Here is a 14,840-nt window from a genome sequence, read left to right on the forward strand (position 1 = left end):
CTGCTTGCCGCCAAGTCTACGAGGGGGGTCGCGCGTCGGAAAGCGGGACGACCTATGGCCGACTGCTATTTTCGCCGGGGCGGGGATCACGTTTGCCGAGCAGACTGGCCGGACCTATGACGGACCGCCCGAAACGGGCAGCCGCGGCGTCGGCGGCGGTTTCCGCCTCCCGCCAACCCCGCTCGGGTGCGCCGAGGGCGAGCTGCCGCGGCGTGTCGACCGCACCCGCCAGACCCTCCACCCGCACACCCACCAGCCGGACCGGCTCACCCGGGTCGAGAGCCGTCCAGAGGCCCCAGGACGTGTCGAAGATCTCCCGGGCCACGTCGGTGGCCACGCCGAGCGTCCGGGACCGGTTGACGGTGCGGAAATCCGACAGTCGTACCTTGAGCGAGACCGTCCGGCCCACCTGACCGGCCCCGCGCAGCCGGCTGCCCACCTTCTCGCTGAGCGCCAGCAACGACCGCCGGATCTGCTGCGGGTCGACCACGTCGACGTCGAAGGTCACCTCGGCCCCGATCGACTTCTCCACGTGCTCCGGGCTGACCGGGCGTGGGTCCCGCCCCCGGGCCAGCTCGTGCAGGTGGGTCGCGGACGCCGCACCGAGCGCCTTGCGCAGCATCCCGACCGGCGCCTCGGCCAGGTCGCCGATGGTCCGCAGGCCGAGCCGGCGCAGCGTCTCGGCGGACCGCTCCCCCACCCCCCACAACGCGTCGACGGGCAGCGGGTGGAGGAACTCCAGCACCCGGCCGGCCGGCACCACGAGCAGGCCGTCCGGCTTGGCCCGGGTGGAGCCGAGCTTGGCCACGAACTTGCTCGGGCCCACCCCGACCGAACAGGTCAGCCCCTGCTCGGCCGTCACCCGGGCCCGGATGCGCCGGGCGATGGCGGCGGGCGGGCCGAACAGCCGGCGGGCGCCCGCCACGTCGAGGAACGCCTCGTCGAGGGAGAGCGGCTCGACCAGCGGGGTGACGTCCCGGAAGATCCGCATCACCGCGTCGGAGGCCGCCCGGTAGCGGGCGAAGTCGGGAGGCAGGTAGACCGCGCCGGGGCAGAGCGCGCGGGCCCGCGCGGTGGGCATGGCGCTGCGCACGCCGTAGCGGCGGGCCTCGTAGCTGGCGGAGCTGACCACGCCGCGCGGCCCGACCCCGCCGACCACCACCGGCCGGCCGCGCAGCTCGGGCCGGTGGCGCACCTCGACCGAGGCGAAGAAGGCGTCCATGTCGACGTGCAGGATCGGGCTGGCCGAGTCGTCGGCGTCAGGCCCGAAGCGCGGGTCGCCACCGCGCGGCAACGACTGGCTCCGACCCATTACGGCAGGCTAACCGCCCGGTACGACAACCGTCCCGCCCGCCCACGGGCGACGGCCACGGTCAGCCGCGGACCACCAGCAGCGGCACGGTCATCTCCGCCGCGGTGTCCGCCCCGTGGTACGCCACCAGCCGGGACACCGCCGGCGGCTCCGACCGGGTGGCCAGCACCGCGTACGTGTCGCGGCAGGTCACCACCACGTCACCGACCCGGGACAGGTGCTCCTCGGCGACCGGGCCGAACCACCCCTCGGCCACCATCTCCTCCCTGGTGCACACCCGGGCGGCCGGCCCGAGCACCGCCGACCAGGCGGCCACCACGTCGTCCACCGCCCCCGGGGCGACGTGCAGGTAGCGCACCCGGGGCTCACCGGCGACCACCCGGATGCCGGCCCGCAGCCGTGGGTCGGCGTCCAGGTCGAACCGGTGCCCCGCCGGCACGTCGAGCTGACCGTGGTCGGCGGTGACCAGCAGCGCCGCGTCGGCCGGCAGCCCGTCGACGAGACGGGCGAGCAGGGCGTCCACCTCGGCGGCGGCGATCCGCCACGGGGCCGAGTCGACCCCGCTGAGGTGACCGTGCCGGTCCAGGTCGGGGTGGTAACCGGAGACCAGGGTGGGTCCGGCCCCGGCGGACAGCGCCGCCAGCATCGTCCGGGCCAGCGCGTCCACCCCGCCGGCGCCCCGGTAGTCGCCGCCCCGGTTCGCGGCCAGGGTGAGCCCGCTGCCGGCGTACTCGGGGCGGCTCACCACGCTCACCGCGACCCCGGCGGCACGGGCCCGCTGCCACTGGGTGCGCACCGGCTGCCAGTGCAGCGGGTCCGGGTCGCCGTGCCAGTCGATGTGGTTGAGCACCCGGTCGGTGCCGGGCACCCGGACGGTGAAGCCGAGCACGCCGTGCGCGCCGGGGGCCGCCCCCGCCCCGAGCGTCACCAGACTGGTCGGGGTGGTGGACGGGAAGCCGGAGGTCAACGGGCGGCCCACCGTCGCGGCCAGCCCGGTCAGGGTCGGGGCGTACCGGGCGGCGGTGGGCAGCTGGTACCAGCCGAGGCCGTCGACGAGCAGCACGGCGACCCGGCGTACCCCGGCCAGGCCGGGGGTGAGCCCGAGCAGGTCGACCGCGCCCGGCACGCCGAGCACGGCCAGCGCGCTGGGCAGCACGTCGGCCAGGCTGCCCCCGCCGTAGCGCGGCGGCACCACCGCGAGCGGGTCCGCCGGAGGCGTCGGCCCGGCCGCCCGGGTCGCACCGGGCGGGGGCACCGGCACGGCGGTCATGCCGGGCGGCGGGCGAACAGGTGCAGTTGGGCCGCGAGGTCCCGGTAGGGCGGCCGCCCGGCCAGCGCCTTCTCCAGCTCGACCAGGGCGCCCGGCTGGCCGTCGGCGACGGTGGCGGGCAGCAGGTCGGCGAGGACGCGTACCCCGTGGATCTCCTCGACGGTGAGGCCGGCGGCACGCAACAGGGCGGTGGCCTCCTCGGCGTCGAAGCGGCGGCGCAGGGTGTCCCGGGGCCCGGCGGCGCCGTCGGGGGCGGCGGCCAGCGCGGCGGCGACGTCCAGGTGGCCGTTCATGGCCCGCCCCAGCACGGCGGCGGCCCGGCCGGCGACCAGCACACTCGCCGCGCCACCGGGACGCAGCGCGGCGGCCAGCGCGGCCACCACCGGCGTCGGATCGTCGACCACCTCCAGCACCGCGTGGCACAGCACCAGGTCGACGGTGGCCGGTTCGACCAGCCCGGTCAGCGCGTCGCCGTCGCCCTGCACGGCACGGACCCGGTCGGCGACCCCGGCCTCGGCGGCCCGGCGGGTGAGCGCGGCGAGCGCGTCGGGGCTGGCGTCGACCACGGTCACCCGGTGGCCGGCCTGGGCGAGCGGCACGGCGAAGCCGCCGGTGCCGCCGCCCACGTCGAGCACGGTCAGCGTGTCGTCGGCCCGCCGCTGCAACTCGGCGGCGAGCACCGACCAGATGACGGCGGTACGGGGGGTCAACGGCGGCTCGGCGAACCGGCTGCGGGTGCTCTGTTCCACCCGGTCGAGCCTAGTCACCCACGCCACCCGACCCCCCGTCGGCGGTGCCGTCGCCGGCTCAGATCTCCCCGCCGCCGGCCGGGTCCTCCTCGGCACGGGACCGGCGGATGTTCGCCACCGGCCCCTCGGTCACCTGGTACTCGCGCGGCTCGGCGTCCTGGGCGGGCGTCCAGCCGGCACCCAGCCGGGTGCGCCGGGCGTTCGCCAGTCCACCGGTGTACGTACTGTCCATCGTCACTGGTCTTCCCCCTTGCCGCGCGCGGGCCGCTCTGCCCGCGCGTGCCGGAATTCTCCTGCCTCCCGGCCCGGAAAACCGTAATGTGGATCACTTCACCGGAAGTCGCGGGAGGCGGGTGCCACCGGCGGCGTGATCGGGTCCAGCCGGTCGGCGGTGAGGTTGGTTACCCCCTCGTGCCGCTGCAACCGACCACGGACCACGAGGGCGCTGCTGGTGCGGGCGATTCGACGGTAGCGCTGCCACAGCCCCGGCGAACACGTGACATTCAGCATCCCGGTCTCGTCCTCCAGGTTGAGGAAGGTGACCCCACCGGCCGTCGCCGGCCGTTGCCGGTGGGTGACGATCCCGCCGACCCTGATCCGCCGGCCCGGCTCCACCTGACCGAGCCGGGCGATCGGCACCGCACCCAGCGCGTCGAGCCGGTCCCGGACGAACCGGGCCGGGTGGCTCTCCGGGGACAGCCCGGTGGCCCAGACGTCGGCGACGAGCCGGTCCACCGCCTCCATCCCGGGCAGGGTGGGGGCCGCCGCGCCGGTCACCGTGCCGGGCAGCCGGCCCGGCCGGTCCTGGGCCGCCGCCCCGGCCGCCCAGAGCGCCTCCCGCCGGGTCAGCCCGAAACAGGCGAAGGCGTCCGCGGTGGCCAGCGCCTCCAGCTGACCCGCGGTGAGACCGACCCGCCGGGCCAGATCCGGCATGTCCCGGTACGCCCCGTGCGCCGTCCGCTCCGCCACGATCCGCCTCGCCACGTCGTCGCCGAGGGTACGGACACCGCCCAGCCCGAGCCGGACCGCCGGACCACCCAGCCCCCAGGCGTGCGGCGGTTCCCCCGGCACGCTCCCCCAGCGGGTTTCCGGGGTGGACTCCAGCACCGCCCCGGCCCCGCTGGCGTTGACGTCCGGCCGGCGGACCTCGACCCCGTGCCGCCGGGCGTCGTCGACCAGGGTCTGCGGCGCGTAGAACCCCATCGGTTGGGCGTTGAGCAGGGCCGCCAGGAACGCCGCCGGATGGTGCCGTTTGAGCCAGGAGCTGGCGTACACCAGGTAGGCGAAGCTCATCGCGTGGCTCTCCGGGAAGCCGTAGCTGGCGAACGCGGTGAGCTTGCGGTAGACGTCGTCGGCCAGTTCGCCGGTGATGCCCCGCTCGGCCATCCCGGCGTAGAGCCGGTCGGCGAGCTGCGCCATCCGCTGCACCGACCGTTTCGCCCCCATCGCCCGGCGCAGCTCGTCGGCCCCGGCCGCGTCGAAGCCGGCCAGGTCGATGGCGAGCTGCATGAGCTGCTCCTGGAACAGCGGCACGCCGAGGGTCTTCTCCAGCGCGTTGCGCATCAGCGGGTGCGGGTACGTCACCGGCTCCTGGCCGTTCTTGCGCCGGATGTACGGGTGCACCGAGCCGCCCTGGATCGGGCCGGGCCGGATCAGCGCCACCTCCACCACCAGGTCGTAGAACACGCGCGGTTTCAGCCGGGGCAGGGTGGCCATCTGGGCGCGGCTCTCCACCTGGAACACCCCGACCGAGTCGGCCCGGCAGAGCATGTCGTAGACCTCGGGGTCGTCCAACGTCATGTCACCCAGGTCCAGGCTCATCCCGATCAGGTCGTAGCCGTAGTGCAGGGCCGAGAGCATGCCCAGGCCGAGCAGGTCGAACTTGACCAGCCCGACGGCCGCGCAGTCGTCCTTGTCCCACTGGAGCACGCTGCGGCCGGGCATCCGCCCCCACTCCACCGGGCACACCTCGATCACCGGCCGGTCGCAGATCACCATCCCCCCGGAGTGGATGCCCAGGTGCCGGGGGAACGTCTGCAACTCGTTGGCGTACGCCACCACCTGCTCGGGAATGCCCTCGACGTCGACCGCCGCGACCGGGCCCCAGCGGTCGATCTGCTTGCTCCAGGCGTCCTGCTGGCCGGGCGAGTAGCCGAACGCCTTCGCCACGTCCCGCACCGCCGACCGGGGCCGGTAGGAGATGACGTTGGCGACCTGGGCGGTGTGCTCCCGGCCGTAGCGGGCGTAGACGTGCTGGATCACCTCCTCCCGCCGGTCGGACTCGATGTCCACGTCGATGTCGGGTGGGCCGTCGCGTTCCGGGGCGAGGAACCGTTCGAACAGCAGCCGGTGCCGCACCGCGTCCACGTTGGTGATCCGCAGCGCGTAGCAGACCGCCGAGTTGGCCGCCGAACCCCGGCCCTGGCAGTAGATGTCCTGCGCGCGGCAGAACGCCACGATGTCGTAGACCACCAGGAAGTAGCCGGGGAAGCCCAGCTCGTCGATCATCCGCAGCTCGTGTTCCAGCTGCGCGTACGCCTCCGGGTGCGCCCCGGGAGGCCCGTAGCGCTCGTGCGCCCCGGCCAGCGTCAGGTGACGCAGCCAGCTCATCTCGGTGTGCCCCGCCGGCACCGGGTACGCCGGCAGCCGGGGCGCGACCAGGTGCAGGTCGAAGGCGAGTTCCGTGCCGAACCCGGCGGCCCGCGCCACCGCACCCGGGTACGCGGCGAACCGGGCCGCCATCTCCGCGCCGCTGCGCAGGTGGGCGGTGGCGGCGGCGGGCAGCCAGCCGTCGATCTCGTCCAGGCTGCGCCGGGCCCGGACGGCGGCCAGGGTGGTCGCCAACCGCCGTCGCCCCGGGCTGGCGTAGTGCACGTTGTTGCTGGCCACGGTGGGCAACCCGGCGGTGGCGGCCAGCTCGGCGAGGGCGTCGTTGCGGTCGGCGTCGACCGGGTGCCCGTGGTCGGTCAGCTCCACGGCCACCGTCTCCGCGCCGAACAGCGCGGTGAGCCGGTCCAGCTCCCGGGCCGCCGCGTCGACCCCCTCGGTGAGCAGCGCCGCCGGCACGTGCCCCTTGCGGCAGCCGGTCAGCACCAGCACGTGGTCGCGCAGCTCGGCGGCGACCTCCGCCAGCTCGCCGTAGACCGGTCGGCCCTTCTCCCCGCCGCGCAGCTGGGCCCGGGAGATGACCGACGCGAGCCGGGCGTACCCCTCGTGGCCGTGGGCGAGCACCAGCAGGTGCCGGCCCAGCGGGTCGGGCTCGCCCTGCTGCGGACCGGGCAGCCCCAACGACAGCTCCGCACCGAAGACCGTGGGCAGGTGCAGCGTACGGGCCGCCTCGGCGAACCGGACCACCCCGTAGAACCCGTCGTGGTCGGTCACGGCGAGCGCGGTCAACCCCAGCCGGGCGGCCTCCTCGGCCAGTTCCTCCGGGTGGCTCGCCCCGTCGAGGAAACTGAAGTTGGTGTGCGCGTGCAGCTCGGCGTAGGGCACCGGGTCGTCCGGGCGGGTCAGCTCCGGCGGTGCGTACCGCTCGCGGTGCCGGGTCCAGGCCGGCGAGTCACCGCCGTCGGCCTCGGCGAGCGGGTCCACCACGTGCAGGTGCCGTTCCCCGCGCCGCCGCCCGCCCCGCCCCCCGTCACCCCGGGGTCCGCCGGGGCCTGCGCCGCCGGTGGTGGGCCGGCCGGACAGCACCCGCTCCAGTTCCGACCAGGGCAGCTTCGGATTGTGGAAGCTCATCCGGCCACCTCCACGGTGCCGGCCGCTTTCCTACGGCCGGCTGCGGGGTGGGGCAGGGTCGTCGCGGACGGGGATGGTTCTCCCGGTGAGCGGTATGCCGCTGAGTCGTAGTCATGCCGCAGCGGCATACCGCTCACCCGGAAACATCGTCGGGACGCGGGATGTCCCCGGACGGAACGCCGCACCGACCGGCAGCGGAAGCGCCACCGACCGGACCAGCACAGACCACCGGTCAGTCATAGATCGCCTCCACCAGCCACCGGCCCGCCTCGACGGCCAGCAGCAGGGCGGCACCGTCGGCCAGGCAGACCTGGAACCGGGCCCGGCGGCGGGCCTCGGCAGAGGCCCACCACCGCTCGTCCACCGGCCACGGGCCGGTCCAGCCGACGATCTCCGTCGGGGCGGTGCCGCCGACGGCCAGCCGGGCGGGGGCGGCGCTGACCGCCAGCCGGGCGCTGACCAGCACCGGTTCGCCGGTGGCGTCGTGCACCGTCGCGGTGAGCGGGACGGGCAGCACCACCGCCGGCGCGGGGGGCGGCAGCCGCCCCGGCCAGGGCGGTACGGGACTCCCCCGCCGCCCGGCCCGCGCGGCACCGCCCCGACCCGTCACCGCAGCACCACCCCGACCCGCCCCCGCCGACGGCGGCGGCACGACACCCGACGACCCGTCCACCGACGGCGTGACGGATGCGCCCAGCAGCGGCGGCTTGGCCGGTGCGCCCGGCAGCGGCGGCGGGCCGGGGCGGGCCGGGAGGCGCTCGTCCCCCCAGGGGACCAGGCGGGTCTGGTCGGCCGGGGACCGACCGCCGCCCAGCACGGCGGTGACCACCGCCTCCGGGCCGAGGATGCCCTGCACCCGGCTCAGCGCCCGGTGCGCCCGGTCCCGTTCCTCGCCGGCCTCCCCCCACAGGCCGGGTTGCAGCCCGCCCCGGGCCAGCAGCCCGTCGGGCACCAGCCGCAGCCGGACGATCCCGGCGGTCGGTCGGGCCGGCCGGGCACCGGGCCGACCGGTGCTGCCGGAGAGCCAGCCGTCGAGCTGCCAACGCACCCGGTCGGCGATGGCGGCGGCGGTGAGCAACCCGTCGTGCCGCCACACCCGGTGCAGTTCCTGGCCGTGTGCGGTGACCGCCTCGATGCCGAGCCGGGTGCAGGCCAGTCCGTGCCCGGCCAACCGGTCGTGCAGGCGTTCGGCGAGCATCCGGGCGGCGAAGGCCGCCGCGTCGACCCGGTCGAGGGGCTCGTCGTGGTGGGCGGTGACGGTCAGGTCCACCGGGGGCTGCCGGACGGCGAGCGGCCGGTGGTCGCGCCCGGCGGCGAGCCGGTGGGCGAGGGCCCCGTCGAAGCCGAACCGGGCCAGCACGTCACCGGCGGGCAGCGCCGCGAACTCGCCGAGCGTGCGTACGCCGAGCCGGCGCAGCAGGTCGGCCAGGGCCGGCCGGCCGATCGCCTCGACGGGCAGCCCGGCCAGGAACCCCGGTGTCCCGCCGGGCGGCACCACCTGCCCGGTACGCGCGGCGAGACCGGCGGCGAAGACGCCGTCGGCGATCCCGACCTGGCTCTCCACCGCGCAGGACTCGGCGACCTGTTCGATGATCCGCTCGGCGGCGGCCTCCTCACCGCCGAGGTAGCGGGCGGGCCCCCGGGCGGCGAGCGCGCAGACGCCGGGGCGGAGCACCTCGACCCCGGCGGCGACCTCCTCCACGGCGGCGACGACCGGTTCGAAGGCGCGGGCGTCCCGGCCGGGGTCGTGGTCGACGACGGTCAGCGCGGGGCAGCGCCCCTGTGCCTCCCGGCGGCGCAGGCCCCGGCGTACCCCGGCGGCGCGGGCCGGTGCGGAGCAGGCCACCACCCGGTTGGCGTGCAGCACGGCCACCGGACCGGTGGCGGGCACCCCGTCGACGATCTCGGCGGCGAGCACCGGCCAGTCCGGACACCAGAGCAGCAGGGTACGCACGGGCGCGCCGGTCACCCGGACCCGACCACGGTGAATCCGCCCGGCCGGGGCCCGACGGATGCGGCGGGGACGGCCGGCGCGGCACGGGGCACGACCCGGGTGAGCCCGTCGCCGGGCAGCCACATCGTGATCTCCTTCGGACGGGCCGCCGCTCCGCGCCCGCGGGCCGACACGGTGACCTCGCGTCGACGCAGCCGTCCCCGTCCCGGCCCGAGCCCCTCCCAGGCTCCCCGGACCACCTGGAGCGTGACGTCCGCACCGGTCCACCGGCCGTACGGGACGAGCACGCAGCCGCGTTGCCGGGCCCGGGCGGCCAACCGGTCGGCCACCGGGGCGGAGACGGTGTGCGGTACTGCGGTCACCACCACGTCGACCCCGTCGATCAGGGCGGCGACCACGGTCGGCCACTCCGGACCGGGATGCGGGACGAGGGCCAGCCGGTCCAGGGCGATGCCGACCTCGGCGGCGGCGCCGGCCCCGAAGGTGGGCACCCCGACCACCGCGCACCACGACCCGGCCCGGGACGCCTCGGCGAGCAACGCCAGCACCAGGGAGGTGCCGCCGCTGCGCCGGGGTTGGCCGACGGTGACGGCGACCGTGCTGCCCCGGCGCAGCCCCCGGTGCGGCAGCAGACCGGTCAACTCGGGTGCCACCGGGAGCACCCGGTGGCTGCCGGCCGGGTCCGGGGCGCTCGCCGGGCGGACCAGATCGGCCAGTGCGGCGGAACCGACCACCATGCGGCCCGCCATCGGACCAACCCCCCGTCGTGTCGTTGCGTGGATCAGGTGCTCAGCGGGGGCCCGGGGCCGGCCGGATCAGGTGCCCGGCGGGGACCCCGGGCACGGCCGGGTCAGGCCGCGAGACCGTCGAGGGCGGGTTGGTGGGTCACTCCGAGCGCCTGCTCCACCACCGTCACGAACTGTTCGGCGGCCCGGAGCAGGTCGTCGGCCTCCCGGGCGCTCACCACCCGGGGTATGCCGGCCTCGGCGGCGGCCCGCTTGCCGGCGGCGGCGGCGAAGTAGCGGGACCACTCGTCCAGTTCGGGGGCGACACCGGCGAGCAGCACCCAGACACTGGTGATCCGGCGGCGGCGGGCGGGCGCGGGCCGGGCCCGGGCGGCCAGCAGGGCGGCGGCGGCGCGGAGCGCGGCCAGGTGGGCGGCGGCGTAGCGCAGCCCGTCGGGGCGGGTCTGGGCGGCCTCGGCCAGCCCGTGCCGGGCCACCGTGAGGAGTTGGGTCGGGGTGCGGTGCGGCAGCACGTGCGCGGGCACCGTCGGCGCCTGGGCCGGGTTGGTCGGCATGACTGTCTCCTCCGCGTGACCGGTTCGGGCGGGACGCCCGGTGGAGGAGGTCCACCGGCGCGACGCCCGGGGCGGGTGGTGCGGAGGAAGACGCACCGCTGGGGGCCGGCCGGGTGTGGATGCTTCCCCACACCACACCCGGCCGGCGAACCGGCGGGTTCGTCGCCCGCCGCCCGGGGGTCGAGGGCGGCGGGCGACGACCTGCCTTGACGGGACCGGGCTCGCGACTGCCCGGAACCCGGTGCGGTCCGCGAAACCGCACCTGCCCGGGTCGACGCCGCGAAACACCGCCCCGGGGGCGTTGGAACGGGTGTGCGAGTGAATCGAACACTCGTTCTAACTGCTCTGACAGTACACCCTGCCCACGACGAAAACGCAACGTGTGGCGTACGGCGTGCCAGCGACGATTCCCAGCCCGCGCACAGCGACGGCAAAGCCCGGCCCGAGGTCGCCGCCACAGAGTGGAACGCATGGGAAGAGGACCCGCCGGAACGACCCACGGATGAGCGCCACCGTCCTGGACCGAGGTACCCCGCGCCGGCCGCCGCCCACCGCCCCCGGCTGGTGGGCCGACCTGGCCGGCAGCGCGGCGGTGCTCAGCCTGCTGGTCGTCACCGCGCTCTGGACCGCCGACCGGGGGGTGCAGGAACTGCTCTCCGGGGTGGCCACCGGCCTCACCTCCGCCGGCCGGCTCACCGGCCTGCTCAGCGCCGACCTGATGCTCGTCCAGGTGGTGCTGATGGCCCGGGTGCCGCTGATCGAACGGCGCTTCGGCCAGGACCGGATCGCCCGCTGGCACCGGCTGGCCGGCTTCACCTCGTTCCACCTGCTGCTGGCCCACGTGCTGCTGACCACCCTCGGGTACGCCGGCACCGCCCGGGAGAACCCCGTGACACAGCTCTGGCTGCTGGTCACCGGGTACCCGGGGATGCTGCTGGCCACCGCCGCGCTGGCACTGCTGGTGCTGGTGGTGGTCACCTCGGTCCGGGCGGCCCGCCGTCGGCTGCGCTACGAGTCCTGGCACCTGCTGCACCTGTACGCGTACCTGGGGATCGGGTTGGCGCTACCGCACCAGTTGTGGACCGGCGCGGACTTCGTCTCCTCGGCCGCCGCGCGGGCGTACTGGTGGACGGCGTACCTGGGGGCGCTGGGCAGTGTGCTGGTGTTCCGGCTCGGGCTGCCGGCGTACCGCTCGCTGCGGCACCGGGTCGAGGTGGCCGCGGTGGTCCCCGAGGCGCCCGGCGTCACCTCGGTCTGGTTGCGCGGGCGGGACCTGGACCGGCTGCCGGTCCGGGCCGGGCAGTTCTTCGGCTGGCGCTTCCTGACCGGCCCCGGCTGGTCCCGGGCGCACCCGTACTCGCTGTCCGCCCCGCCGACGGGCGACCTGATACGGATCACCGTCAAGGACCTCGGCGACGACAGCTCCCGGGTGGCCACCCTGCGACCGGGCACCCGGGTGCTGCTGGAGGGCCCGTACGGGCGACTGACCGGGCAGCACTGGCGCGGCGGCGGGATCACCCTGCTCGCCTGCGGGATCGGCGTCACCCCGCTGCTGGCCCTGCTCTGGGAGCTGCCGTACGCACCCGGACAGGCGGTGCTGCTCTACCGCGTGCGTACCCCGCAGGAGCTGGCCTTCCGGGCGGAGCTGGAGCGGCTCGCGGTCGAACGCGGGGTGTCGGTCCACTACCTGGTCGGTCCGCGCGGCCGGCAGCCCGCCTGGCTGCCCGGCTACGCGGCCGGGCTGCCGGACGCCGAGGCGCTGCGCCGGCTCTCCCCCGACATCGCCGACCACGACGTCTACCTGTGCGGCCCGGACGGCTGGGTCGCCGCGGCGCAGGCCGCGACCCGGGCCGCCGGGGTGCCCGAGCGGCACGTCCATCACGAACGCTTCGCCTGGTAACGGGCGGGAAGGGGGACCCGTGCGACGGATCACCATCTGGCTGCTCTCCACGGTGACCGCCCTGGTGCTGCTGTTCAGCTACCGGACCAGCACCATGGGCGTCGGCGGGGGAACCAGCGCCGTCGCCGTCGACCGCGGCGGCACCACCCCCGGCTCCGGCGACACGTCCACCGAACCGCCCACCGGCACCGACCCGGGCTCGGGCCTGCCGGGCGGGGAAACCGGCGACAGCGCAAGCACCGGCGACAGCGGCGGCGGAAAATACGACGGGTCGGTGGCGCAGACCCGGTGGGGGCCGGTGCAGGTCCGGATCACCGTGGCGGGCGGGCGGATCACCGACGTCACGACACTCCAGGTGCCCGACGGCAACTTCCGGGACCAGCAGATCAACGACTACGCGGTGCCGATCCTGCGGCAGGCGGCGCTCACCGCGCAGAGCGCCCGGATCGACACCGTGTCCGGGGCGACCGTCACCAGCGACGGTTACCGCGAGTCCCTCCAGGCCGCCATCGACGCGGCGCACCTGAGATGAGCACGCCGATGGGCCTGATGGCGGAGCTGGACCGGCGGGCCTGGGTGGTGCAGGTGATGGGGCTGCCGGTGAGCGTGCACCTGCGCGGCCGGGAGGTGCACGACGACGCGGTCGCCGCCCGGGTGGAGCGGTTCTTCGCCTGGCTGAGCACGATCGACGCGACGTTGAGCGCCTACCGGCCGGAGAGCGAGATCGGACGGCTGGCCGGGCGGGAACCCGATCCGGCCACCGCGAGCCCGCTGGTGCGGGAGGTGGCGGAGCTGTGCGAGCTGGCCCGGACGCGCACCGGCGGCCGGTTCGACGCCCGGCGGCTGCCGCTGCCCACCGGCGGTGCCGGCTACGACCCGTCCGGGCTGGTCAAGGGGTGGGCGGTGCAGCGCGCGGCCGGATGGCTGGCCGATCTGGCCGGGCACGACCTCTGTCTCAACGCCGGTGGGGACGTGTTGCTGCGCGCCGGGGCGGACCGGCCGGCCTGGCGGGTCGGCATCGAGGACCCGGACCGCCCCGGCCACCTGCTGGACGTGCTGGACCGGCGCGACGGCGCGGTCGCCACCTCGGGCACCGCCCGGCGCGGCGCGCACATCGTGGACCCGCGTACCGGCCGACCGGCGACCGCGCTGCGGTCGGTCACCGTGGTCGGGCCGGAGCTGCTCTGGGCCGACGTGTACGCCACCGCGGCGATGACCCGGGACGCCGACGACGCGCTGACCTGGCTGACCGGCCTGGCCGACCACGAGGCGCTGCTGGTGACCGCCGACGGCCGGATCCGGGTCACCCCGCACTGGCCCGGCAGCCGTCCCGGGTCGCCGCCCGCCCGCTGACCCGCCACGGCGGACGGCCGGATGCGGGGCGTCGGGGCGTACCGGGGAGAATGGGCCGCATGCAGTCACACCCGAACGTGCAGGCGGTGCAGCGGGCGCTCGACGACGCGGGCGCGCGGGACGGTTCCGGCGCGGCCAGCCGGGTCCGTCTGCTGCCCGAGGCGGCGCACACCGCCGCCGCGGCGGCCGAGGCACTCGGCGTCGCCGTCGGCGCCATCGCCAACTCGCTGGTCTTCGACGCCGACGGCACGCCGCTGCTGGTGCTCACCTCCGGCGCGCACCGGGTGGACACCGCCGGCCTGGCCGCCCGTCTCGGGGTGACCCACCTGCGCCGGGCCACCCCCGACTTCGTCCGGGCGCACACCGGCCAGGTGATCGGCGGGGTCGCCCCGGTCGGCCACCCCGGGCCGCTGCGCACCCTGGTCGACACCGCCCTGAGCGGGCACCCGCAGGTGTGGGCCGCCGGGGGCGTACCGCAGGCGGTCTTCCCCACCACCTACCCGGAGCTGCTGCGGATCACCGACGGCACCCCCGCCGAGGTGGCGTGAACACCACCCCGGAGCTGGTCACCCTGCACGTGTGGCGGGTGCACCGGGCCGCCGTCGGGCGGGCGTTGGCCCGGATGGCCCGGCATCCGTGGCAGCTGCGGCGCACCCCCGGCGTACGGTTCGGCAAGCTGCTCGGCACCGGGACCGGCACCGGCTTCGGCCCCGGGGACGCCGACCTCACCCGGTGGGCCGCGCTGGTGGTGTGGGACTCCCCCGCCGCGGCGGCCGGCTTCGACGCCTCACCGGTGGGCCGCTCCTGGGCCCGGATCGCCCACGCGTCGGCCCGGCTGGAGCTGCGCCCGGTGACCAGCCGGGGCGAGTGGTCGGGCCGACGGCCGTTCGGCGAGCCGGCGGGCGGCCGGGTCGACGGGCCGGTGCTGGCGCTGACCCGGGCCCGGTTGCGGCCCCGCCGCGCGCTCACCTTCTGGCGGGCCGTCCCGCCGGTCGCCGCCGCGCTGCACGCCGCGCCGGGGCTGCTCGCCCGCTTCGGTGTCGGTGAGGCGCCGCTGGGTTGGCAGGGCACGGTCAGCGTGTGGCGCGACCCGACGGACCTCGTGGCGTTCGCGTACCGTCACCCGGAGCACCGTGCGGCGATCACCCGCACCCCCACCGAGGGGTGGTACGCGGAGGAGTTGTTCGCGCGCTTCGAGGTGCGCGCAGTGGTCGGTGACCGGTCGGTGCTGGGATGGGTCGCCGACGGTGATCCGCAACCGTGA

13 protein-coding genes are annotated in these 14,840 nt (G+C 76.3%); 5 read left to right on the plus strand and 8 right to left on the minus strand.

Annotation, left to right across the window (positions count from 1 at the left end; genetic code table 11):
* Window positions 1-52: 52 nt before the first annotated feature.
* The 8 genes from FJK98_RS23860 to FJK98_RS23895 form a co-directional block, all read right to left on the minus strand.
* Window positions 53-1,312 carry a DNA polymerase IV gene (locus FJK98_RS23860; protein WP_145920992.1) on the minus strand — a complete coding sequence of 420 codons (1,260 nt, stop codon included), beginning with the start codon at window positions 1,310-1,312 and terminating at the stop codon, window positions 53-55.
* Window positions 1,313-1,373: 61 nt separating this feature from the next.
* Window positions 1,374-2,582: an alkaline phosphatase family protein gene (locus FJK98_RS23865; RefSeq protein WP_145920993.1), complete on the minus strand. Its 1,209-nt coding sequence runs from the start codon at window positions 2,580-2,582 to the stop codon at window positions 1,374-1,376.
* Window positions 2,579-3,349, minus strand: coding sequence for a methyltransferase domain-containing protein (locus FJK98_RS23870; protein WP_145920994.1), 771 nt, complete (start codon window positions 3,347-3,349; stop codon window positions 2,579-2,581). The genes FJK98_RS23865 and FJK98_RS23870 overlap by 4 nt, the downstream gene beginning before the upstream one ends.
* 40 nt (window positions 3,350-3,389) lie before the next feature.
* The gene (locus FJK98_RS23875) at window positions 3,390-3,569 is read right to left on the minus strand and encodes a hypothetical protein (RefSeq protein ID WP_144081605.1); all 180 of its coding nucleotides are present in this window, start codon (window positions 3,567-3,569) and stop codon (window positions 3,390-3,392) included.
* Window positions 3,570-3,661: 92 nt separating this feature from the next.
* Window positions 3,662-7,069, minus strand: coding sequence for an error-prone DNA polymerase (locus tag FJK98_RS23880; RefSeq protein WP_145920995.1), 3,408 nt, complete (start codon window positions 7,067-7,069; stop codon window positions 3,662-3,664).
* Window positions 7,070-7,301: 232 nt separating this feature from the next.
* A complete protein-coding gene (locus tag FJK98_RS23885; RefSeq protein WP_145920996.1) occupies window positions 7,302-9,038 on the minus strand; it encodes a DNA polymerase Y family protein in 1,737 nt (578 codons plus the stop codon).
* Window positions 9,035-9,772: a hypothetical protein gene (locus FJK98_RS23890; protein ID WP_145920997.1), complete on the minus strand. Its 738-nt coding sequence runs from the start codon at window positions 9,770-9,772 to the stop codon at window positions 9,035-9,037. Before FJK98_RS23890 ends, FJK98_RS23885 begins: the two co-directional genes overlap by 4 nt.
* A gap of 101 nt (window positions 9,773-9,873) precedes the next feature.
* Complete coding sequence (locus FJK98_RS23895) at window positions 9,874-10,323, minus strand: SAV_6107 family HEPN domain-containing protein (protein WP_145920998.1); 450 nt, start codon at window positions 10,321-10,323, stop codon at window positions 9,874-9,876.
* A gap of 502 nt (window positions 10,324-10,825) precedes the next feature.
* Between FJK98_RS23895 and FJK98_RS23900 the strand changes: the two genes are divergently transcribed.
* From FJK98_RS23900 to FJK98_RS23920, 5 genes are read left to right on the plus strand one after another with little or no spacing between them, the layout of a single operon-like run.
* Window positions 10,826-12,223 carry a ferric reductase-like transmembrane domain-containing protein gene (locus FJK98_RS23900; protein ID WP_145920999.1) on the plus strand — a complete coding sequence of 466 codons (1,398 nt, stop codon included), beginning with the start codon at window positions 10,826-10,828 and terminating at the stop codon, window positions 12,221-12,223.
* Between the two features lie 19 nt (window positions 12,224-12,242).
* Window positions 12,243-12,755 carry an FMN-binding protein gene (locus tag FJK98_RS23905; protein ID WP_145921000.1) on the plus strand — a complete coding sequence of 171 codons (513 nt, stop codon included), beginning with the start codon at window positions 12,243-12,245 and terminating at the stop codon, window positions 12,753-12,755.
* Entirely contained in the window at window positions 12,752-13,576 is an 825-nt protein-coding gene (locus tag FJK98_RS23910) for an FAD:protein FMN transferase (RefSeq protein ID WP_145921001.1), read from the plus strand. Before FJK98_RS23905 ends, FJK98_RS23910 begins: the two co-directional genes overlap by 4 nt.
* 59 nt (window positions 13,577-13,635) lie before the next feature.
* Window positions 13,636-14,124 (plus strand): YbaK/EbsC family protein, encoded by a 489-nt coding sequence (locus FJK98_RS23915; RefSeq protein ID WP_145921002.1) that lies wholly within the window; start codon window positions 13,636-13,638, stop codon window positions 14,122-14,124.
* The gene (locus FJK98_RS23920; protein WP_145921003.1) at window positions 14,121-14,840 is read left to right on the plus strand and encodes a monooxygenase; all 720 of its coding nucleotides are present in this window, start codon (window positions 14,121-14,123) and stop codon (window positions 14,838-14,840) included. The genes FJK98_RS23915 and FJK98_RS23920 overlap by 4 nt, the downstream gene beginning before the upstream one ends.

The sequence above is a fragment of the Micromonospora sp. HM134 genome, assembly GCF_007833915.1.
Lineage (GTDB): Bacteria > Actinomycetota > Actinomycetes > Mycobacteriales > Micromonosporaceae > Micromonospora > Micromonospora wenchangensis.

Coding starts and splice junctions, on each gene's coding strand:
- FJK98_RS23865 (WP_145920993.1), bottom strand. CDS start 2,582: ATGACCGCCGTGCCGGTGCCCCCGCCCGGTGCGACCCGGGCGGCCGGG.
- FJK98_RS23910 (WP_145921001.1), top strand. CDS start 12,752: ATGAGCACGCCGATGGGCCTGATGGCGGAGCTGGACCGGCGGGCCTGG.
- FJK98_RS23890 (WP_145920997.1), bottom strand. CDS start 9,772: ATGGCGGGCCGCATGGTGGTCGGTTCCGCCGCACTGGCCGATCTGGTC.
- FJK98_RS23895 (WP_145920998.1), bottom strand. CDS start 10,323: ATGCCGACCAACCCGGCCCAGGCGCCGACGGTGCCCGCGCACGTGCTG.
- FJK98_RS23900 (WP_145920999.1), top strand. CDS start 10,826: ATGAGCGCCACCGTCCTGGACCGAGGTACCCCGCGCCGGCCGCCGCCC.
- FJK98_RS23880 (WP_145920995.1), bottom strand. CDS start 7,069: ATGAGCTTCCACAATCCGAAGCTGCCCTGGTCGGAACTGGAGCGGGTG.
- FJK98_RS23915 (WP_145921002.1), top strand. CDS start 13,636: ATGCAGTCACACCCGAACGTGCAGGCGGTGCAGCGGGCGCTCGACGAC.
- FJK98_RS23860 (WP_145920992.1), bottom strand. CDS start 1,312: ATGGGTCGGAGCCAGTCGTTGCCGCGCGGTGGCGACCCGCGCTTCGGG.